Genomic DNA, 21579 nt, shown 5'->3' on the forward strand with positions numbered 1-21579 from the left:
TTCTTAGTTCACGGACGTGGCAAGCGGCTGTCCCCACTCTCTCGCGAGGTCGCTCCACTCAGAGTTATCTGATTCGATAAGCTCGATCTTTTTGAATCGCAACCAGCCTTTGATCTGCTTCTCACACGTGCAATTGCGGCTTGGACGCTTGAGTGCTCCTCGAACCAGACGAGGCGGGTGCAACTGTACTTCTTGGTAAAACCTGGGACGAGGTGGTGTTTGTGTTCGAATACTCGGCGATCGAGGCTGGTGACGCCGGTGTAGAGCGTGCGGATTTTGCTCGACATGATGTAAACCCAGAAGCGGCGGCGAATTTGGGAAGGAAAACATAGGAGCAAATGCGCGGGCAAGAGCAAAAGCAACTGCAAGAGCAAAGACAGAAGCAACCCCGAGGTCCTTCGCTTCGCTCAGGATGACACCTAAATCAAAATCAAAATCAAAGGCAAGAGCAAAGGCGACAGCAGAGCAATAGCAAAGGCAGGCAAAGAGCAACTACCCCACCCTAAACTCGCGAAGAACGAGTTTAGGGTGGGGCACCGTCCCTAAACTCGCGAAGAACGAGTTTAGGGTGGGGCACCGTCCCTAAACTCGCGAAGAACGAGTTTAGGGTGGGGCACCGTCAGATGGTGGTGGAGCGGGCCGTCAGGCGACGGTTGGCTCGGTTTCGGGTTGGGGTTCGGCGATCTTCTTGGAGAAGTCGCAGGTGATTTCGGGGGCTTCTTCGGTCTTCTTGGATGACTTGGCTTTGCCCTTTGTGGCTTTCTTCTTGGCGGAGCCTTTGCTATTGGGGCAGACGAGGAAGGTGCCTTCCTTCGTTACCTTCTCAAGCAGGTAGGGGCTGCCGCACTCGGGGCAGGCTTCGGCAACGGGCTTGGTCGCGGCCGTAAATTCGCACTTCGGGTAATTGTTGCAGCCGTAGAAGAGATTGCCGCGACGCGCTTTCTTCTCGACGATTTCGCCTGTCTTGCACTGCGGGCATTTTACGCCGATGAAGTTCTGCTTGATGTATTTGCACTCGGGATAGCCGGAGCAGGAGACGAACTCGCCAAAGCGGCCATTGCGCAGGACGAGGTTGCGTCCGCACTCGGGGCACTTCTCTTCGAGAGGCTGGTCGGGCTTCTTCTGCGCGGAGTCGAGGCGGCGCGTGGTCTTGCACTCGGGGTAGCCGGTGCAGGCCATGAACGTGCCGAAGCGTCCGCGCTTGAGGACCATGGGACGTCCGCAGTTTTCGCAGAACTCTTCTTCGTTGTTGGAGGAGATTTCTGCCTCGCCGAGATCGGTGAGGTTGATGGGGTTCTCCTTGGTAAATGTGCAGGAGTTCGGATCCTTCTTGTCGAAGGTGGAGCAGGCGAAGAAGGAGCCGTGCTTACCCCACTTGAGGACGAGCGGCGCACCGCAGCGTTCGCACTTCTGGTCGGTGGCCTTCTCCATGCGCTTGATGTTTTCCATATGCTCGCCGGCATATTCGAGATCGCTCTCGAACTTGTCGTAGAACTCATGGAGCGCAGCGGTCCACTTGATCTTGCCGTCCTCGATTTCGTCGAGGTCCTCTTCCATGCGCGCGGTGAACTTGTAGTCGAAGATGTCTTTCAAGTTCTCGACCAGGAGTTCGGTGACAACGAAGCCGATCTCGGTGGGGAAGAATTTTCCGCCACGGCCAGGGGTCTTCTGCACGTAGCCGCGATCGACGATGGTCGAGAGGATGGCGGCGTAGGTGGAAGGACGTCCGATGCCACGCTCTTCGAGTTCCTTGACGAGCGAAGCTTCGTTGTAGCGAGGCGGCGGCTCGGTGAAGTGCTGCTCGGGCTTGAGGTGTTCGAGGCGCAGGGACTGACCTTCTTCGAGCGGCGGCAGCTTGTGCTTGAGCGACTCGTCTTCGTCGTCCTTGGCGTCCTTGGACTCTTCGTACACCTTGAGGAAGCCGTCGAACTTGAGGACCGATCCTGTGACGCGGAAGTTGTATTTGGCCGAATCCTTCGACGAGGAATTGGATATAGCTACGCTGCCAGCCGCAGGCGCCTGGGCATCAATATCAACCGTGGTCTGGTCGAAGATGGCGGCAGTCATCTGGGAGGCGACAAAGCGCTGCCAGATGAGCTTGTAAACCTTCAGTTCGTCATCCTGCAGGTAGGGCGCGACATCGTCGGGAGTGCGAAGAACGGAGCTGGGACGGATGGCTTCGTGCGCTTCCTGCGCGTTCTGAGCCTTGGTCTTATAGACGTTGGGCGACTCGGGCATGAAGGGCTTGCCATAGTCGCGCTCGATAAGCGTACGCACCTCGGCCAATGCATCGTTGGAGACGCGGACGGAATCGGTACGCATGTAGGTGATGAGGCCGACGGTGCCTTCGGGACCGAGTTCGACGCCTTCGTAGAGGCGCTGCGCGATCATCATGGCGCGCTTGACGGTCATGCCGAGTTTGCGCGAGGCGTCCTGCTGGAACTTAGAGGTGGTGAAAGGCGCTACCGGGTTGCGACGGCGCTCGGCCTTCTTGACCGAACTGACGGCCCACTTGGCAGCCTCAAGAGCATCGACGATGCGCTTGGACTCTTCCTCGTTATTGATCTCCTGCTTCTCGCCATTGACGCCAAGGAAACGGGCATCGAACGCTGGAGCTTTGGCGGCGTGGAGGCGGGCATCGAGAGTCCAGTACTCTTTCTTCTCGAACTTCTGGATCTCGCGCTCGCGCTCGACGATGAGGCGGAGAGCGACGGTCTGGACTCGTCCAGCGGAAAGACCACGGCGGACTTTGTCCCAGAGAAGGGGCGAGACCTGGAATCCGACGATGCGGTCGAGGATGCGGCGCGTCTGCTGCGCATCGACAAGATTCCAGTCGATTTCGCGCGGCTTGGAGAAGGCTTCCTGTACGGCCTTCTTGGTGATTTCGTTGAAGGTGACGCGGTAAACGGGCTTGGCCTGGGCCTTCTTGCTGCGGCCTCCGTCGGCGCTGCCAAGTTCCTCGGCGAGATGCGCGGCGATGGCTTCGCCTTCGCGATCAGGGTCAGGCGCGAGGTAGATGGCATCGGCGGAACGGGCGAGCTTCTTGAGGTGAGAGACAACTTTCTCTTTGCCCGGGATCACTTCGTACTCGGTGGAGAAGTCGTTATCTATGTCGACACCGAGGCCCTTTTTGGGCAGATCTTTAATATGTCCGAGAGAAGCTTCCACTTCGTACCCGGCGCCAAGATACTTTTGAATCGTCTTAGCCTTGGCGGGGGACTCGACGATCACTAAACCTTTAGGCAATGGAACCTCTTCTGAATCTTTGGAAACTGGAACGTAAGCTAGCACGAAGAAGGCCGCATGGCAAAATTCGAGAGTTGCGGAAAAGCACCAATCGTGCGACTGAAAGCTCTGTAAATCATTGATCCACTAAGGAAGATCAGAAATCTTTACCGACAGGCGGAAAACCCCGGTCAAAAGACTCGAACGTAGTTCTTGCCCGGAAGGCAGCGAATCTTGGCGCTCATCTCTAGTTCGAACAGGGCGGCAAAGATTTCGGAGCTCGAAAGCTGCGACTCGAAACGCTCAATCAACTCGTCGATGTGAATCGATTCATCGGCCTTGATTTGGCCGAAGACCTTCTGCTGCGCGTCGGAAAGTCCGGGCGGCGAAGGCGGAGGATCGAACAGTGATGCAGCCCGAGGCTCGGGTGATTTTGACTGGCGCTCCTGTAATTGGATGCGGATGTCGCTCGGAAGTTCCTCGAAGACGTCTTCCCAGGTGGCGACGAGCTTGGCGCCCTGCTTGATGAGAGTGTTGGGCGTCCATGCCTGTTTATTGGTGACATTGCCGGGGACCGCAAAGACTTCCCTGCACTGCTCGAGCGCGCAGCGAGAGGTGATGCGGGTGCCGCTGAACTCTCCTGCTTCGACGACGAGAACGCCGCGCGAAAGGCCGCTGATGATGCGATTGCGCAGAGGAAAATTGTGCGGGTTGGGGCCGGTGCCAAGAGGAAATTCGCTGACGAGCGCGCCACCGAGTTCAAGGATCTGCTCGGAGAGCTTGCGGTTTTCGCGCGGATAGATGATGTCAACGCCGGTACCGAAGACGGCGACGGTTCGGCTGTGAGCCTCGACAGCTCCCTTGTGGGCGATGGAGTCGACGCCTCGGGCCATGCCGCTGATGATGACGAGTCCGCAGTTGGCGAGGTCGATGGAAAGACGCTCGGCCATGCCGAGTCCGTAGGGCGTGGGGTGACGCGTGCCGACGATGGCAATGCCGGCCTGAGAGAGGACGCGAGCGTCTCCGCGTACATAAAGGATAAGAGGCGGATCGTAGATTTCGCCGAGATGCTCGGGATAGAGGGGCGAGCCGAAGGTGACGAGCGACACTCCGGCATTCTTGGAAAGCTTCTTCAACTCTTCATCGGCGAGTCGAAGTGAGTTGCCGAGCGCGATGGACTGCGCACTGGCCGCGGGAAGTCCGACGGCTTCGAGTTCCGTGAGCGAGGCGCGGAAGATGTCTGCCGTGCGGGAAATGCGCTCGAAAAGCCGACGCACACGAGTGGGCCCAAGTTGCGGAGTGAGCGCGAGAGCAAGCATCTCGCGATCGTGCGAGGAGATGGTGGAAACGGCGGATTCAGACATAAAGGTTTGTTGATGGCGAGTGTAAAGGAGGGCGATGGGGTGAGTCACGGGATTTGTGAGCGATTTGCGCGAGGAGACTATGCGTGGACTCTCGAGATGGCGAGACTTGCGCGGGAGAGTACGATCTGTAATGGTAGTGGGTCGGGTAGAGGACTTATGCGGCCATTGAAGATTTCGGCTATATCGTTTCTGAATACGGTTCCGCTGATGTGGGACTTTGAACACGAGCCCTCGCGGGAGATTCGCGAGAACTTTGAGATTGACTACACCGTACCCTCGATGTGCGCAAAGGCGCTGCGAGAAGGGACGGCCGATATCGGCATCATCCCGGTGATTACGACGGCGTACATTCCGGGGCTGGTGGTGCTGCCGGATGTGGCGATTGCGGCGCTGAACAAGGTTTGGTCGATTCAACTGGTGAGCAAGAAGCCGATCGAGGAGATTCGGACGGTGGCGGTGGATACGTCATCGCGGACCTCGGTGGGGCTTACGCAAGTGTTGCTGACGAAGTTCTTCGGTGGGCAGCGCGAGTTTACGCCGATGCCTCCGGTGCTGGGGCCAATGCTGGAACGGTGCGACGCGGGGTTGCTGATTGGCGACCCGGCGCTGATGGTCAAAACGGACGGACTGTATGCGTACGATCTGGCCGAGGTGTGGCGCGCAAAGACGGGGCTGCCGTTTGTGTTTGCCGTATGGACGGTGCGGAGGCAGGCGTTGGCAGAGATGCTTCCGGGGCTGGACTTGGCAGGGATTTTCAGGCGGTCGCGGGATCATGGATTGCGCGATGAGAGCGTAGAGGAAGTCGCGCGAAACTGGTCCGGGAAGCTGGGGCTGAGCGAGGCAAGCATCAGGAACTATCTGCGTGAGAACATTCACTACCAGCTGGATACGGAGTGCAGAAAGGGACTCGAACTGTTCTTCAAACTGGCGGCGGAGTGCGGAGTGATTGAGCGCGCGCCGGAGTTGGAGTTTCTGGAACAGCGGACGCCGACGGAGATTTCTGCCGGGTGAATCCTTCATAAGACTTGTAGCATCTATGTATTAAGCAAGCGGATGTACGTAAGCTTCCACCTGAACACCGAACCTGATGTAGGATGGGAGAAGCTCTTTGAAACGGTCATAGACCTTTCGGGCTTGCAGCGCAAAGCAGCAAGCCAGCCGGCAGCGCAGCCGAACAAGTTCGGCAGTGTGTTGCAACGACGCATAAGTTTGCCGCAAACCGCAGACCAAAACTGGCGCGGGGAGTGGAGCCCGACCGAGACTCAAAAACTGGGGTCTCGGCTGGGTGTAGTTTTATGGGGGCGTCACGGCTTCGACGGAAACGGTTGCGGCCAGGAGGCATGCAGGGGCGCAGGCACCCTAAATCGACTGCAAACAAAACAGTTGCCAACACTGAACTGGCTTACGCAGCTTAATTAATTAAGTTGCCGTTCTCCGCGGCTTCGCCTACGGGCTGCGGTCAGAACGTCGCACAGTAGGCTGGCTCTACGCCCTACGTCTGGGGGCCAGAGCGAGATCAACAGGCTAGCCAGTGGCGTTTCTTGCCGATTCTTAGCGTGACTGGCGAACGTTGTGGTTAATGACCACGGCAGGAATCGAATAAGCATGTAGGCTCCTCGCTTTCAGCGTTTTCGGACAGGGGTTCAACTCCCCTCGCCTCCACCATCTTACCAAGTTAGTTTTCAGTAGTTTAGATACAGCAAAATCTAGTGTACCAATAGCGTACCAAGAGAATAGAATGTGTGTCGCTGGCCAGAACAGGCCCCAAAGGACACCATGCTAAGGCTCTACCGCCGCCACCTGACCGACTGTAAGCACGCTGCCAAGGGAGCCTCCTACCTCAAGTGCTCCTGCCCGATCTGGGTTGACGGGATGCAGAACGGCAAGCGCGCCCGTTACAGTCTCGACACGACAAATTGGGAAAAGGCCAGTAAGACACTGCTGGAGTTGACCGCAGGGGCAGATAAGCAGGAATCGTCAGTAGTGGATGCGGTGAAAGACTTCCTAGCAGACTGCGAGACGCGCAATCTCAACGCCTCCACCACTGGCAAATACCGCGAGACTCTAACGCCTCTGCAACTGTTCGCAGAGGGCCGCGCGATCACGACCGTTCGAGCCTTGGCTGATTACGCCACGCTGAAGAAGTTCATTGACACGCTGAATGATTCACCGCTGACGGTTGGCAAAAAGATCGAACGGCTAAGGACGTTTATTCGGCACTGTGAGGATATGGGTTGGTGCGACAACAACCCAGCGCGGAAGATCAGGAAGCCAAAAGTAACAAACAAACCAGTGGTCCCGTTCTCAGTTGCCGACTATAAGTCCATCCTCGAAGCTGTGGACCAGTACCCCACCAAGAACAGTTTCGGCTATGACAATCGTAAGCGTGTCCTGGCGTTCGTGTTGGTGCTCCGCTACACGGCGCTACGCATTTCTGATGTAACCAAACTTGAGCGAGCAGCCGTGAATAATGGCAGAGTGCTGCTGCGAACCATGAAAACGGGTGCGTCTGTACACCTACCCTTGCCGTCTGCGGTGATTGAAGGTCTGAACGCAATCGAACGCAAGGACTGCCCCTATTATTTCTGGAGCGGTGAGGGCCTGCTGAAGTCAGCCGTTGCAGACTGGCAACGCACGTTGACGCGACTATTCACCCTCGCCAAGGTGAAAGGGCATCCGCATATGTTCCGACACATGATGGCGATTGAACTGCTGGAAAAGGGCGTCACTGTGGAGCAAGTTGCTGCCATCCTCGGAAATACACCCACGATAGTTTACAGGCACTATGCGCCGTGGATTCCTGCGCGACAGAACGCTCTAGACGCTGCCGTGATGTCGACTTGGGCCTAGCTATCACCGCACGCTCAAACGTTCATGCACCCGCAGCGCGACTGATTCCGGTATCCGGTAGGTGGTGCGGGTACGAGTGCCATTACGCGCCGCCCTGCGCATCTTGAACACGCCGGGTTCATCCTCGAAGAGGCTGATAATGAAATCATGGGAGACAGCCCACATCTCTGCAAGCTGCACAGGACTGTAATGCTGCTCACCCCATGATGGCTTGCGCTTGGATTTCGGCGGTGTGGCTGTAAGCTCTCGCTCTAGGCTGCTGAGAAAAGATTGCGTGAGTGATTGGGTAGACGTGAATTGAGGGCGCGGGACTGCTGACAACATAACTCTCCATGACTCCTAAACGTCGGCGTCCTGCAAGGGTTATGCCGCTAACAACAGAAACAGTCTATCAGCTTTTGCCTTAATTGTCAAGCTTAACCTCTTTCTCTAGAATGACTTACACCCTCTAGGACTAGAGCCTTGACGCACTCTCTAGAATCTGCACACTGTGCTAACGATGCCCCATGCTTGAACTCTAGAACTGCCCTAAGATTCTAGAAGGGCACTGCCTCATGTATCTACATCGTAGAAGCTTTTGTCTTACTCTCTGCGAAGGGTGAGGGGCTTAGATACACGTGTGACCTAACCGTAAGCCACACCTGTCAAATCGTCGAAATCTCCTGCGTTACGGAGCCGGGATGAGATGACCGTATGGAGGGGTTCCCAGAGTTTGTTTGACATCCCCCTAGTGGATGTTTGGTCTATCGAGCACTCTGGAGGTATCCCAACAAGCATAAAGGCGTGATGCGGCTAATTCCCTGCACCATCTTGCCCCTCACTTGTCCCATGTCGCGTCCGCGAACCGCACCCGAACCCGTACCCAGCTAAGTACGGAGGGCCGTCGCCGTGTGGCTTCCGCCTGTCAGCGCGACATCAACACAACCTCTAACCACCCGCCTACGGTCACCCGCAGGATTCACCCGGTACGTCGTCACACGCAACGAATGTTGGAACAAAAGAAAGAGCGGGATTTCTCCCACTCACCAATACAGTGTAGCAGATTCAACGTCAAATGTCAAGCACGCTTCACGCCGTCTGTCAAGTCTTAAAATATGTAGACTCTTACTCCTGGCCCTGAAAAAACTTTCAGGGCACCTACGCAGAGCGCGGGTTGTGATCGAACCCCTACCATGATCTAAGTATCACAAACTTATGGACTTAGAATTGATTATGACTTTCGCGCTAGATGCTACCCGTAAGTCGTTGAACACGAACAATGTTTACCAGACGGTTACGAGTCGGAGAGCGTTTACCTATCTGTTACTGCTTGGGTAACTGCGGCACCGCCCTCGCACTCCATCTGCATTAGCCCCTTGTAGAACACTCAGGCACTCGCTGCCTTTGCGCGTTCGTTCGCACTCTCTGCGTTTTGGGGTCTTGACACCCTGCCCGGTCACCTGTTACATCTCATGCAACGTTCGTTGCTAGAAACGTTACAGGAGCAAGAGCATGGCAGAGGGCCGTTACATCTCGTACATGAGGGTATCCACGAAGAGGCAGGGCAAGTCCGGCCTTGGACTAGAAGCGCAGCAAGCAGCAGTCCGTGAATACTTGAATGGTGGGCGCTGGAAGCTAATCTCCGAGTTCAAGGAAGTTGAATCCGGCAAGGTTAACGACCGTCCTGAACTACAGAAGGCCCTCGCAGCTTGCCGATTACATCGGGCAACGCTTCTGATTGCGAAGCTAGACCGCCTAAGCCGTGATGCTCACTTCCTCCTCGGACTGGAGAAGGCGGGTGTGGACTTCATCGCGTGCGATATGCCGCAAGCGAATCGCTTCACCGTGGGCATTATGGCCCTCGTTGCTCAGCAAGAGAGGGAAGCTATCAGCTCTCGTACAAAAGCCGCTCTAGCGGCTGCTAAACGCCGTGGCGTGCAGCTTGGCGGGGACCGTGGCAACATCTTGAAGATCGGTGCCAAGGGCCGCACAGCCTCTGCCCTGAAGCGTTCCGCAGAGTGTGCGAGGCGAGCACGCGACCTAGCGCCCGTTATCGAGCAAGCGCGTAACGAGGGCGCTACATCGCTTCGCCAGATAGCGGCATACCTGAATCAACGCGCAATCCCGACACCCCGCGATGGTCAGTGGAGCGCAGTGCAGGTGCAACGCGTGCTTCTAGCTCTCTAGAGCAGGTTGAGGGTGTGAGCGCAAGGAGTAGAACGCCTACACCCTCCAGAACGCAGTAGCCTAACCCTCGGCGCTGCGCCTACGCTCTACAGTTCACCGCGAAATGAACGAGGGCGCTAGTAAATGCGGAACTCCCTAGCTACTGACCGAAGATACCTATAGCGGCCTTGGTTGTATTTGGCTAGCTGGTTGGCTTCCAGCGCGCTTGAACCACTTCCAAAGTAACGCCGGGCCTCTGCAATTTCTGCCTCAGTAGCAGCTTTCTCGCCTAACAGTTTCAGACGATCATTTGAGGGCAGCGCGTGAAATCTGGCGTTACCCATCGCTACGATGGCCTTATCGCGCGCCATCTCATACGAGGCGCTGGATGGCTTCGTCGTGGGAGTCTTCGCCTCACTGACCGCCGCGCGAAGATTCGCGCCTTGTGCCTCTTCCTTAGCTGCTAATGCCTGAGCGCGGGCAATGTCTAGCCTCTGTTTCAGTTCTGCGACCTGGGCTGCCAATTCTATTTGAGTGGGCTGCTTTGGAGTTTGCTGCTGTTCAGACTCCGGCACCGCTGCGCTTGGCAGGTTCTCCGGCAGCGGTGCCGATTGAGTAGTCTTGGGGGAGTCCACTATGCGCGCCCCTTTGGAACAACAGGTACACCGTCCATGTAGGCTTCAATTTCGGATTGCAAAAAGAACAGCTTGTTTCCAACTTTGCGAGCATTTAGTTTCGACTGCCGCACGAGTCGGCGCACATGATCTGTGGTCACGTCTAGCGTCTGTGCTACCTGCTTGATATTGAGTTTTGAATTGTTGGTCATAACGACAAAAGACCCGCGCATGATTTCATGCCGGGCCTATCCTTTTCTAGATTCTTGAGTTGCAAAAGCAAAACCACGGCGGGAGCCGTGGCAGAGGCAACGAGTGCCTATCTCAACTATGTAATAATTATACAGCCAATGCCCTAAATTGTCAATGCCTGCGCGTCTACACATTTCCGGTATGCTGTTGATCTAGCTAGGTTTAACACTGATTTAGAAGTGCAAAGATTTTTCCCAACTGCGCCTTGCGAAGTCGTAGAAAGTGAGACTATGCCTCAATCAGCCGCTTAGACAAGGCGGAATTTCCGAATTGTGCTCTAGAAGCTATATCCTGTTGCTCTGCCATTTTGTGCATCACGCCAGTAACTACCTTACTTTCTACAACTTAGAATCATTTTCTTGCGCAGACACCATCACGATCTAAAAGCGCGGAAACTCTAGAATTTCCACCATGCAGGACTGGACCGAAGTGCGGCCCTAGTCTAGGCTGCGCTAGGCGTTCTAGGCCCTCCCTCCATTAATTTGGCGTTGACTCGTGGGGAAAGCCGGGAATACGGCAATTAGCGCCACCGAAATTTGGTCTGATGTGGGGTGATATTGGCTATTCTGTTCCTATGTCAGAAACTCAGGTCCTCCCGAAAGCATCCGGCGAACTCAAGACCAGTTCATGGGACAACCTACAAGATGTGGTAACAATGCTGGAATCGACTATGATGCCCCTGCTCAACAGAGATGGGGTGCCTCCTGAGAGTAGAGAGAGGTTTGAGGCAATGATGAGCCTTATTAAACTCACTCGATTCTATGGCAAGGAAACAAGTTCCTGCATGGGGATTGGAGCTTTCTTTGCGGCGAATGTCATGGGTGCCGCGACCTTGGAGGCTCTGTTAATGCTTATGTGCATTTGCAAAGAAGGTGATGTCCGCACAACCCGCACTTGGCAAACAGTACTAAAGGGGCAAGGAAAGCCAGTTCTCAAGGTTCTTGGGAAGGGTGACCTGGAGAAAATGTTATCTATTGCTGATGAACTTGGCTGGTTCTCAGATGCGGACATTCCTGCACTCTTCTTAGAGACTCTGAACACCTCCCTCGGCCCGGATACAGGCAGCAAATTCAAAGGGTTTGTGCCAAAAATAAGCGGAAAGATAGCGGGGGACATTGTGCGCTCTGTTCGCAACAGGGTTCATCCGGCTAAGGCTCTACGAGAACCTTTTGAGCTTTCAGACACAGACAGTCAGATTGCCAATCTTTTTCTGCTACTTACGTTTTCTTCTGTTATAGAAAGAGCATTTGGTTTCAGAACAAGCTAAGGGCCGGGGTGGTTGTGCCCGGCCTAGTCTGTCGCTAGAACTTCTAGAAGTCCCCTCTAAATCTTGGCTTTCGATGCTTTGCTTGCAAAATCGAACTTGTACGGCGCAAGAGGCACCTTGTTACCAATCTTCGACAGATTGATCGCTAAGCCTCCATTGCTTAGCGTAGTCAGCGCGATGTGCCAATATGATGACTCGCCACGGTCCGTGATATTCAAATGCGGTGTGTTCTCTTTCACCCAGGCGTAAGGAATCGCGAAGGCTTCGTCCCGGTCCATGCACGCAAGCAGGAAGTAACTCTCCTTGCCTTCAGCAAGGAACTGTTTCCATGCGGGATGGAGCGCGTACCAGTAGGGCTGATAGTCTCCCTCATATCGCTTTGACACAGCGCAGCAGAGCCGGAAGGACTTGTCGGGACTAGAGAACAAAGTCCTGGTTCTCTTCAATAGTTCAACCTTCTTCGTTAATGCGAAGGCGTCGGCGGCCTGCTGGCGCTTCGCGTTCAGCTCGTCAGGAGAAGTACGAATTTGCTTGTTGGTTTCTGCGGGAGAGTCCTCCGGGGGCGGCTGCTCGTTTACCTGACCAGACTCTACATCGGCAGCGGTGCTGAATATCACTTCTATGATTCTGTCTACCTTGGTGTATTCAAACGGCTGAAGCAGTTGTCTTATCTGTTGAACAGTAGAGGGCGACTCGGACTTCTCTTTGATCTGCACCAGTTTAATCAAGCTCTCAACGCTGATGAGCCTCATATCCCAGGCAAATCGTGAACCACGAACTTGTGCTTCTAACGCGCCAGTGTCCTCACGTCCAACCACAACGAGCATGACAGCATCGTGCTTCGTACTTCCCGCCGCTACGAGTTTCTGCTTGTACGCTGCCAGTTTATCTAGCGACACCGTCACATAATCGGTGGTCTTAACTTCCAGAATGAGGTCGGGCTGCTCAGGTGAACGCCACAGCCCATCGTTCCCAATGGCGTTCTTGCGCCCCTGATAAAGCCCATCTTCCACATCAAAATCGAGCCTGCGGCCAAACTCATTGACCAGGTCCTGAAGGACGAATCCACTCTTGTTGAATGAAGAGTCGAGGCAGTGGCGAGCATACGAGAACAAGCTCTCGCTAGGAGCCAGTTGGAAATAAGAACGCAGTTCTGACGAGCAGGTGCTATCGTCTCTCAGCAGCCCATCACCTGCATTTGAAACTACTTGCTCCACTGTCAGCTTAAGAACATCTTCCTTATTGTTCTTCCAGAAATTGAGTAAGGGCACGATTCACCTTGCGTGATAATGACGCAAGAAGTCTGACTCAGTAGGAGTCTGTGGGCAAGAACTTTGTGCCGCATGGTTGTTCCAGCCGCGCGCTATCGTCATGCCAGGCATCACCGCCTACATCCTCCCCTTGCGCAGAGTGTGCGACATTCGACCCAACTTGGGATGGATTGTTGCCCGTCCTGCTCCCCAACGACAACACCTGTGAAGAAGAGTCTTAGAGGACTTCGTCGACGCTGCTGCGCTAGTTAGGCTGCGGACCTGGCGAGTGCGCAAAACTAGATACTTTGTAAACCAAAACAGAAAGCGTACAGTGCATCGCAGTGAAACCTACGAGGGAGACAACATTGTGGTTTGGCCATGGCAAGAATTTAGTTGGGGTATCTTCTGGGCAGTTTTAGCTGCCTTCATTGTTCGAGGTGTGGTTCGAGGACTCATCCAACTCGTCATTCATTTGATAGAACAATCTTAGGCTGAGGGGAGTGACGTGGAAGAGATTTCCTACTTCTGTCCGAGGTGCGGTTTGACAGACGGCATCCTCGATTATTCACGCTATGACCTGCCCGGCGTGCATGAGAACGAAACGCCGATGTTCTGCCCTGAGTGCCGGGTTACAGGCAGCAAAGAGGAGTTCACGAAGATTCCCCGATTTTGGGAATGGCGGCACTGGAGATTCAAGTTGATTCCGCTCCTATTGGCCTGCTTGATCTCACCCTTTCTGCCCTTTGGATTGACGATGCGGCTTATTGCTGGAATGGCTCTTTGCCTGCTTTTAGAGTGCATCACATGGAAGCGCGCAGACGGAAGCAGGGTATTTCCACCGTACCTATGGTGACTATTCTCACGTACCAACGGCGTACCAAACCCCGGCCATATCATCGACTATACCGACTATTTGAGGCTCGATTTTCTGTAACTTACTGATTGTGCGAGAGGCTGTGCAAAACAACTCCCCTCGCCTCCACCAATCCTTTCCTTTTACTTCTGATTATCCAATTTGTGTATAGGTTCCTCTACGCACCAGTGCCTGCGCCTGGTGCGAGTTGCGGAAGTGTCCCCAACTTGCTGCGTGCGGTTGAATGCGCGCCGGTGCGGGCGTGTAAAGGATCGCATCGAATAGGTGTGGGGCTGATTGGTATGAGATTGGTAATAAGTCGGAGAGTGACATGGATATGATTCGTACGTGCAGACACTGTGGACAGCGCAATCGAGTGTCTGTTGGCAGGCTGAATAGCGGACGATGTGGGGCGTGCAAATCAGATTTGGGACCGATCAGCAAACCGCTGGCGGTAGATCCGGAGCTGTTCGACAGCATCCTCAAGGAGTCGCGGATTCCGGTGCTGGTCGATTTCTGGGCTGCGTGGTGTGGGCCGTGCCGGATGGCTGCTCCTGAAGTGGCGCGCACGGCGGCGGATATGGCTGGAAAAGCCGTTGTATTGAAGGTGGATACGGAAAGGTATCCGGAGCTCGCGGCCCGCTATAACGTTCAAGGAATTCCGAATTTCGCTGTGTTCATGGGTGGAAGGCTGCAATTTCAGCAGGCCGGGGTGGTGGGTCATCAGCAAATGGAGAGCTGGCTTTCACAAGCTGCGTGAGAGTGCGGAGTAGCGCTGCGCGGGAAGTTTGAATCTTACACGCATGCGCGCACTTCATCTCTGGGCACAGCCATGGTGGGTGAATCTTCTGCTACTGGTGCCTGCACTCTCCTACATCTGCTGGCGGCGCACTGGAGTGCGGCTGAATCGAACGACACTCGCTACGCTGGCCTGCTTTGCAGTCGCATTCGGATTCGTTGAAGCTGCAGTTGTCGTGTATCTGCGAGGTACGTTGGCGACCTTGGCGCAGACCATGGCGATTGTTCCGCCGGCGCAAGACACACCCTCTACTTATGAGCAATCGGTCTCGCTGATTGCACTGATTCCACAAAATCTGCGCACGATTGAGGTCTGCCGTGAGGCGGCCACGATGGTGATGCTGATTGCAGTGGCGGTGCTTGCAGGAAGTGGAACGAAAGAACGCTGGGCTGCTTTCCTGTGGAGCTTTGCTGCGTGGGACATCAGCTATTACGCGGGACTGTGGGCAACGTTGCGGTGGCCGGTTTCGCTCTATGACTACGACGTGCTGTTCCTGATTCCGGTTCCCTGGTTCGCGCAAGTTTGGTTTCCGGTGCTTGTCAGTGCACTGGCGATGGTTGCAGTCGCACTTTCGCGCAAGCGAACTCCGACGTAGGCATGAGAGTTGCGGCTCAGCATCGGCGGCTCTAAATAGTCATCGGCTCAGGGAGCGGCGTCTGCGGAACAACGTCCGGATCAGAGCCAGGCTCCGGTTCCGGATCGGGAGCGGGCTGTGGATCGGGATCAGGTACTGGAGTCGGCGGTGTTGGTGTTTTAAGAAACAGGCGGGCCATCGATTATTCGATGCGAACTCAACACGTTCAGAGTTGGACTTCTGACACCGAACCTGTCGCGATCTTTCGAGTATTAAGGTCTCACGAGAAGGGCTTAAGTTGCTTTTGGAGAACTGAACGCAGCATGAGTGATGGAACTCACTGAAACGCATAAACAGCGGACGTACGTTATGGCGCGGGAAATCGGCTCCGAATGGAGGAACTCCCATGTCGAGTGTTACAGCAACGTTGAAACTTCCCTCACTGAAGAACCTAATGTTTGCGACCGACTTCTCATCTTGTTCTGAAGCTGCTCTTCCCTATGTGCGCGACATCGCTGAACACTACGGTTCGACGATACACATGGTGAATGTGATTGCTCCTGAATCGATGATGGAGTTGCCTTTGACGACTCGGCCGGAAGTAGATGCCGACCGGGATGTCGCGCTGAAAGCAATGAAAGAGCTGCTTGCCAGAAAGCCGTTTGGCAGGGCTCCGTGCGTAATGAGCGTGGAGCGTGGGCCATTTGAGCAGGTGCTTGCTAAGCTCATTAACGAACAGAAAATCGATTTGATCGTGGTTGGTACACACGGGCGGAGAGGCTTCAAGAAACTCGTGCTCGGCTCGATAGCTGAACAAGTGTTTCGCATGGCTGAATGTCCGGTGCTCACGGTGGGGCCACAGGCAATCGAGAGCAAGGAGATTGGTCACGCAAACATCCTGTTTGCGACTGATTTCTCCCCCGGAACGCAACGGGCGCTGGAATATGCGATCGGAATGACACGAGTTTACGATTCTCATCTGATCATGCTGCACGCCGTTCCGGCGGATGTTGAAGTTGAGCCCGTGGATCCGGAAGTGGTGGGCAAGACAGACCCGGCGAGCGTGGACCAAGACATAATGGCTGCCCGCATGAAAATGAAGAAACTGCTACATCCGGAAGCCATGCAGGCATTGCAACCTGAAATTCTGGTTGGCTGCGGCGCCGCTGCGCAGATGATTCTGAGAGTGGCAGAGAGCAGGCAGGTGGGCCTGATCGTTATGGGTGCGCACCACGCGTCACAGCGCGCGCTCGCAACACATATTCCGTGGGCGACTGCGTCGGAGGTAGTGCGCCAGGCTCATTCCCCTGTGTTGACGGTTCGAAGCGAGTGATCGAGGACCCCAAATGGGCCGAGAGTGGCTGAACCTCCGGCCCGAGGGGTTGCAATAAGCAAACTGATTGACTAGGCTTCAAAGAAGGTATATATCGAATTCGTCTGGCTAAGGGAAGGCGGTGCGAATCCGCCACTGTCCCGCAACTGTAAGCGCCGAGGATCGGACGACAGGCCACTGGAGTGATTCCGGGAAGGCTGTTCGAGTCCAGCGACGCGCAAGTCAGGAGACCTGCCCAGACGCTTATCTTGGCTAGTTTGGCTTCGATGGGAGAGCCGACGTGCGTCCTAATCTGACTTCTGTTTACGCAGTAGGAAGCTGCCTTTGAATCCCGCCGACGCGTAGAACGCGTTTGGTCGAGGTATGGCGATTTTTGGTAACAAAGCACGCACATTCAGCAGGACCAAAATGTATCTGAGTGTGACTCGCGTGGTGGCGCTGGCGGGGCTGATGCTCTCTCTGTCTCTTCAATCGGCGGCGCTGCGAGTTATCCAGGATGAAGCTGGACGCACGGTGAAGTTGCCGGATCAGGTCCACCGCATCATCTGTCTGACTCCGAGCGTGACTGACACGGTGTTTGCTATCGGCGCCGGAGCCGACGTGGCGGGCGTAACCCAATACGCGATTTATCCACCCGAAGCACGACAGAAGCCGAGCGTTGGAGACATTCTGCATCCGTCGCTGGAGCGGATTGCTATGTTGCGTCCGGACCTGGTGATCGGAGTCGGACCGCTGAACAGCACAGAGACGATTCGCGGGGTGGAGCGACTGGGGATTCCGGTTTTCCTGGTGAACGAAACAGGGATCGAAGGACTGTATCACTCCATTGAGAGTATTGGGCAGGCGATAGGACGTGAACGCGACGCTGCAGCGCTGGTCGCACGGCTTCGTGCCCGCGAGGCGCGGGTGCGCGTGGAGGCCGCAAAGAGGAAGCAGCCTTCGGTCTTCTTCGCGATCTCGATGGACCCATGTATCACGGCAGGAAAGCGCGCATTCATCACCGAGCTGCTAGCGGCGGCAGGAGCACGCTCGGTGACGGGAGACTTGCCACAGGAATGGATTCACCTCAACATCGAGGCAATCCTGCCGAAGCAGCCGGAATATGTACTGGTGGCGCAGAATTCTCCTTTTGACATTCAACAGATGAGGCAGCGTGCCGGATGGAATTCGTTGGCGGCAGTGCGTGCGGGCCGTGTGCTGCGCGTGGATGACCGATTGCAATTCCCAAGCCCAATAGCTTTTGACGCTTTGGAAAATCTCGCACGTCAACTGAATACGGTGGTGCGATGAGCGGACTGGGTGTGGCCGACAATGCGACGAAACGCCGCGAAATTAGTAACACTGATCTCGCGAGTCCACGTGCACGATGGCAGAAGAGATCCGCTCCCATGCTGGTGCTGGCGACGGTGTCTCTCGTGCTGGTGACGATTGCGGCAGCGGGAATCGGACCGGTGAGAATTCCATTCGCTGAGGTGGTGCGGGCATTCTTGCATCCTTCGCTGGCTGGGGATGCGGGTGTGATTCTGTTTACACTGCGACTGCCGCGCGTGCTTGCAGCAGGACTCGCGGGTGGAGCGTTGGCGGCAACGGGAGTCCTGTTTCAGGGACTGTTTCGAAATCCGCTGGCAGATCCATTTGTGCTGGGCGCCTCGGGCGGAGCAGCGTTGGGTGGCGCAGTTGGAATATTCTTCCTCCCTACCTTATCGCTTGCAGGTGTGGGAGCAATCGAGTCGCTGGCGTTTGTCGGATCACTGATGGCGATGGCGCTGGTATGGGCCTTGGCAAAATCGGGCGGACGCTTTGCCGTGGAAGACATGCTGCTCGCAGGATTTGCCATTGGCACGATACTGAACGCCGCGACAGGAGCGCTTGAGTTGCGGCAGGAAGTAAGCAATCCAGCGGTGAGGATACTGACGGCGTGGCTGCACGGTGAAGTGACGGTGCCCGCGTGGTCGCAGATCGCGGTGGTGGCAACGATAGAGCTTGTAGTCATCGCGCTGGCTCTGCCGCTGGCGCGGAAGTTAAACGCACTGGCATTGTCAGAGGAATACGCTGCACAGCTGGGAGTTCACGTGGAGCGGCTGCAGATTTTTGTTGTGCTCGCTGGTTCCCTGCTGACGGCGCTGGCGGTTTCCATGGCGGGGTTGATCGGATTTGTAGGGCTGCTGGTGCCACACCTGCTTCGGCTGATGATGGGGCCGGACAATTTCCGCTTGCTTCCAGTGGCGGCGCTGAGCGGCGCGGTGTTCCTCATCATCGCCGACACGTTGGCACGCACTATGTTTGCGCCTTCAGAGATTCCGGTGGGGATGCTTACCGCGTTTCTCGGCGGTCCCGCGTTTCTCTATTTGCTGAATCGCAGCCAAAGGAGAAACTGCAACTAATGTCCACCATTCTGGAATTCCGCCATGTTGGATTTGCTCATGGCGAACGCACGATCTTCGAAGATTTGAATTTTGCAGTTCATGAACGCGAGATGACCGCGGTGATGGGCCCGAATGGTGCTGGAAAAACAACGCTGCTCCGGCTAGCCTCTGCGCTGCTGCGTGCCAACGAAGGCGAGATCCTGCTGCATGGAAAGTCGCTGAGCAGCTGGACGAGAAAGCAAGTATCGCAACGCATTGCGCTGGTGCCTCAGGAACTAGATGTCCCCTTTGCGTTTACGGTGGAAGAAGTAGTGGCACAGGGCAGGGTTCCGCATCTTGGCTTCTTTGGCGGCCTGTCGGTTGCGGATATCGACGCAATCGAGAATGCAATGGAGTCCGCCGATGTGGCGAAGATGCGCACAAGGGTCTTCTCCGAACTCTCGGGCGGAGAGCGCCAGCGAGTGAAGATTGCGATCGGCCTGGCACAGCAACCCGAACTTATGCTGCTGGATGAGCCTACGCAGCACATGGATCTGGGACGGCAGATTGAACTGATGGCCTTACTGGAAAAGCTGGTGAGGCTTGGAATCACAGTGGTGGCAGCTGTGCATGATCTGGGATTGGCGCGTGAACACTTCTCTTCGGGATTGCTGCTGACGCCGCGGGAAAATGCCGTGTCGGGCGGCATCGAGGAAGTTCTGCGACCGGATCGGCTGGAACGTGCCTTCGGAGTGAAGTACGCAGACCTGAACCGATATCTAACCTCATCCGCTATGGCTAGTAGTCTACCAATCCAGGAGACGCACGTGACGGAGGAGCAGACACCGCTGCGGGGAAATCTGCATCACTTGCGCAGGAAGTTCCGATTGCGCAAGCGGGACAAGGAACAAAGCTGAGAGGCCAAGCGCATGCAGGAAGCGCTGCGACGACTTCATATTTCAGTTGAGGTTTCGAGCGCAAGCACCTGCGTAACCTGCTTCTTCTTTTTCTGCTTGCGCATCTATCGAAGGTGAACTTTTTAGGGACTGATATTCAGACTTCCAAGGCGACCTTCGAAAGTGAGGGCCACCAGATTACGGTTGAGCAGTTCTTGCCAAATGGCGGAGGAAGGCATCCCGCCATTCTGGCTCTGCATGGCTCGGGCGGCATTCGCGAGGGTTGGTCAGAACAACCGTCGCGGTTGATGGCGGCTCAGGGCTTCTCCGTTTTCATCATTCATTACTTCGAGCGTACGGGAACGATCTGGGCAGATCATGATACGACGCGAAAGAACTTCCCTCTATGGATGAGAACCGTGAGAGACGCCATAAGCTTCGCTGCGAAGCAATCTGCTGTGGATGCAGATCGCATTGGCCTGTTAGGGTTCTCCCTGGGCGGCTATCTCGCGCTGTCAGTGGCGTCGGTTGAACCGAGAGTCAAAGCGGTGGTGGAGTTCTTCGGGGGAATGCCGCAGGAACTGCACGGATTCAAACGAATGCCTCCTGTGCTGATATTGCACGGCGACCAAGACAGGGTGGTTCCCGTCAGCGAGGCAACAAAATTACAACAACTGCTGGAAGCTTCGGGAACGCCATACGAGATTAAGATTTATTCGGGCGCGGGACATGGCTTCGCCGGATTCCAGTTACTGGATGCCGGGCAAAGGACAGTGCAGTTCTTACAGCGGTATCTTTGAATTACGGTGCCTTCTGAGAAGGCACCGTTTTTATTTCTTCGCGTTAGGCTGCGACTTGTTGCGACCGCTTGAAGAAGGCCAGCAAGTCCCGGTTGATCTCATCCTTGTTCGTGGAACACATGCCGTGAGGTTGGCCGGGATAGACCTTGAGGGTTGCGTTCTTAACGAGCTTTGAGGAGAGCATGGCGGAAGCCTTGATGGGAACAATCTGATCGTCATCGCCATGCATGATGAGTGTGGGGACATCGATCTTCTTCAGGTCTTCCGTGAAATCCGTCTCGGAAAAGGCCTTGATGCAGTCGTAAGCACCCTTGATGCCGCATTGCATTCCCTGCATCCAGAACGAGTCGCGCAAGCCTTGCGAAACCTTGCTGCCGGGACGGTTGGCACCATAGAACGGCGCGCTTAACTCCTGAAAGAATTGAGAACGATCATTGAGCACTGCGGAGCGGATTTGATCGAACGCTTCCATGGGCGTCCCATTTGGGTTTGCACTGCTCTTGAGCATGACGGGAGGAACCGCGCCGATGAGCACCGCCATGGAAACACGCTTTGTGCCGTGACGCCCGATGTAGCGAGCGACTTCGCCTCCACCAGTGGAGTGGCCGACGTGGATGGCGTTCGTGAGGTTCAAGGATTCGGTGAGAGCCGCTAGGTCGTCGGCGTAGGTATCCATGTCATTGCCGTTCCATGGCTGGCTGGAGCGACCGTGTCCACGGCGATCATGTGCGATGCAGCGATATCCCTGCCCTGCGAGAAACAACATCTGATCCTCGAAAGCATCTGCACTCAAAGGCCAGCCGTGACTGAATACGACGGGCTGTCCGGAACCCCAATCCTTGTAATAGATCTGCGTGCCGTCCTGCGTGGTGAACGTGGGCATAGAGAGTTCTCCTGAAGGTGGTTTGCTGATGGTGCGTGGAACACGAGAGTGAAAGCTGCGGGTGTGTGTCTCTCAAACACACTGTCAATGTAACCATGAGAGCGTTGCGACGAGGGAAAAGTCAAC

Annotated in this window: 19 protein-coding genes, 1 other RNA gene and 1 riboswitch; of the genes, 12 read left to right on the top strand and 8 right to left on the bottom strand. The window is 55.5% G+C overall.

The window, feature by feature from the left end:
• Positions 1-3 precede the first annotated feature (3 nt).
• The 3 genes from AC6IY8_RS07625 to dprA form a co-directional block, all read right to left on the bottom strand.
• A complete protein-coding gene (locus AC6IY8_RS07625) occupies positions 4-492 on the bottom strand; it encodes a hypothetical protein (protein ID WP_497778185.1) in 489 nt (162 codons plus the stop codon).
• A gap of 150 nt (positions 493-642) precedes the next feature.
• Complete coding sequence (gene topA, locus AC6IY8_RS07630; RefSeq protein WP_497778186.1) at positions 643-3246, bottom strand: type I DNA topoisomerase; 2604 nt, start codon at positions 3244-3246, stop codon at positions 643-645.
• Positions 3247-3416: 170 nt separating this feature from the next.
• Positions 3417-4589: a DNA-processing protein DprA gene (dprA, locus tag AC6IY8_RS07635; RefSeq protein WP_497778187.1), complete on the bottom strand. Its 1173-nt coding sequence runs from the start codon at positions 4587-4589 to the stop codon at positions 3417-3419.
• 156 nt (positions 4590-4745) lie between these two features.
• Here dprA and AC6IY8_RS07640 point away from each other — a divergent pair, with 156 nt between their 5' ends.
• From AC6IY8_RS07640 to AC6IY8_RS07650, 3 genes are all read left to right on the top strand, one after another.
• Positions 4746-5600 (top strand): menaquinone biosynthetic enzyme MqnA/MqnD family protein, encoded by an 855-nt coding sequence (locus tag AC6IY8_RS07640; protein ID WP_497778188.1) that lies wholly within the window; start codon positions 4746-4748, stop codon positions 5598-5600.
• A gap of 286 nt (positions 5601-5886) precedes the next feature.
• Positions 5887-6254: a transfer-messenger RNA gene (gene ssrA / locus AC6IY8_RS07645) on the top strand.
• Between the two features lie 111 nt (positions 6255-6365).
• Entirely contained in the window at positions 6366-7439 is a 1074-nt protein-coding gene (locus AC6IY8_RS07650) for a tyrosine-type recombinase/integrase (RefSeq protein ID WP_497778190.1), read from the top strand.
• Positions 7440-7442: 3 nt separating this feature from the next.
• Here the strand turns inward: AC6IY8_RS07650 and AC6IY8_RS07655 are convergent, their stop codons facing one another.
• Positions 7443-7763 carry a hypothetical protein gene (locus tag AC6IY8_RS07655; protein WP_497778192.1) on the bottom strand — a complete coding sequence of 107 codons (321 nt, stop codon included), beginning with the start codon at positions 7761-7763 and terminating at the stop codon, positions 7443-7445.
• A 1167-nt stretch (positions 7764-8930) separates the two neighbouring features.
• Here AC6IY8_RS07655 and AC6IY8_RS07660 point away from each other — a divergent pair.
• Positions 8931-9605 carry a recombinase family protein gene (locus tag AC6IY8_RS07660; RefSeq protein ID WP_497778193.1) on the top strand — a complete coding sequence of 225 codons (675 nt, stop codon included), beginning with the start codon at positions 8931-8933 and terminating at the stop codon, positions 9603-9605.
• A gap of 116 nt (positions 9606-9721) precedes the next feature.
• On the opposite strand, the gene AC6IY8_RS07665 is transcribed toward AC6IY8_RS07660, so the two are convergent.
• Positions 9722-10219, bottom strand: a complete 498-nt coding sequence (locus AC6IY8_RS07665; protein WP_497778194.1) for a hypothetical protein — start codon at positions 10217-10219, stop codon at positions 9722-9724.
• Positions 10219-10431 carry a helix-turn-helix domain-containing protein gene (locus AC6IY8_RS07670; RefSeq protein WP_497778198.1) on the bottom strand — a complete coding sequence of 71 codons (213 nt, stop codon included), beginning with the start codon at positions 10429-10431 and terminating at the stop codon, positions 10219-10221. Before AC6IY8_RS07670 ends, AC6IY8_RS07665 begins: the two co-directional genes overlap by 1 nt.
• Before the next feature lie 563 nt (positions 10432-10994).
• On the opposite strand from AC6IY8_RS07670, the gene AC6IY8_RS07675 reads away from it, so the two are divergent.
• On the top strand, positions 10995-11717 hold the full coding sequence (locus AC6IY8_RS07675; RefSeq protein WP_497778200.1) for a hypothetical protein: 723 nt from the start codon (positions 10995-10997) through the stop codon (positions 11715-11717).
• A gap of 56 nt (positions 11718-11773) precedes the next feature.
• Here the strand turns inward: AC6IY8_RS07675 and AC6IY8_RS07680 are convergent, their stop codons facing one another.
• Complete coding sequence (locus tag AC6IY8_RS07680) at positions 11774-12988, bottom strand: hypothetical protein (RefSeq protein ID WP_497778202.1); 1215 nt, start codon at positions 12986-12988, stop codon at positions 11774-11776.
• 1262 nt (positions 12989-14250) lie between these two features.
• Between AC6IY8_RS07680 and AC6IY8_RS07685 the strand changes: the two genes are divergently transcribed.
• From AC6IY8_RS07685 to AC6IY8_RS07715, 7 genes are all read left to right on the top strand, one after another.
• Complete coding sequence (locus tag AC6IY8_RS07685) at positions 14251-14583, top strand: thioredoxin family protein (protein WP_497778204.1); 333 nt, start codon at positions 14251-14253, stop codon at positions 14581-14583.
• A 43-nt stretch (positions 14584-14626) separates the two neighbouring features.
• Positions 14627-15217: a hypothetical protein gene (locus tag AC6IY8_RS07690; protein WP_497778205.1), complete on the top strand. Its 591-nt coding sequence runs from the start codon at positions 14627-14629 to the stop codon at positions 15215-15217.
• Between the two features lie 385 nt (positions 15218-15602).
• A complete protein-coding gene (locus AC6IY8_RS07695; RefSeq protein ID WP_497778206.1) occupies positions 15603-16529 on the top strand; it encodes a universal stress protein in 927 nt (308 codons plus the stop codon).
• 56 nt (positions 16530-16585) lie between these two features.
• A riboswitch (cobalamin riboswitch) is annotated at positions 16586-16782 on the top strand.
• Between the two features lie 155 nt (positions 16783-16937).
• The gene (locus tag AC6IY8_RS07700) at positions 16938-17819 is read left to right on the top strand and encodes an ABC transporter substrate-binding protein (protein ID WP_497778207.1); all 882 of its coding nucleotides are present in this window, start codon (positions 16938-16940) and stop codon (positions 17817-17819) included.
• On the top strand, positions 17816-18913 hold the full coding sequence (locus AC6IY8_RS07705; protein ID WP_497778208.1) for a FecCD family ABC transporter permease: 1098 nt from the start codon (positions 17816-17818) through the stop codon (positions 18911-18913). The genes AC6IY8_RS07700 and AC6IY8_RS07705 overlap by 4 nt, the downstream gene beginning before the upstream one ends.
• Positions 18913-19791, top strand: a complete 879-nt coding sequence (locus AC6IY8_RS07710; protein WP_497778209.1) for an ABC transporter ATP-binding protein — start codon at positions 18913-18915, stop codon at positions 19789-19791. Before AC6IY8_RS07705 ends, AC6IY8_RS07710 begins: the two co-directional genes overlap by 1 nt.
• 113 nt (positions 19792-19904) lie before the next feature.
• The gene (locus AC6IY8_RS07715; protein ID WP_497778210.1) at positions 19905-20570 is read left to right on the top strand and encodes a dienelactone hydrolase family protein; all 666 of its coding nucleotides are present in this window, start codon (positions 19905-19907) and stop codon (positions 20568-20570) included.
• Positions 20571-20613: 43 nt separating this feature from the next.
• Here AC6IY8_RS07715 and AC6IY8_RS07720 read toward each other — a convergent pair whose 3' ends face one another.
• A complete protein-coding gene (locus AC6IY8_RS07720; RefSeq protein ID WP_497778211.1) occupies positions 20614-21453 on the bottom strand; it encodes an alpha/beta fold hydrolase in 840 nt (279 codons plus the stop codon).
• Between the last annotated feature and the right edge of the window lie 126 nt (positions 21454-21579).

The organism is Koromonas soli (assembly GCF_059726265.1).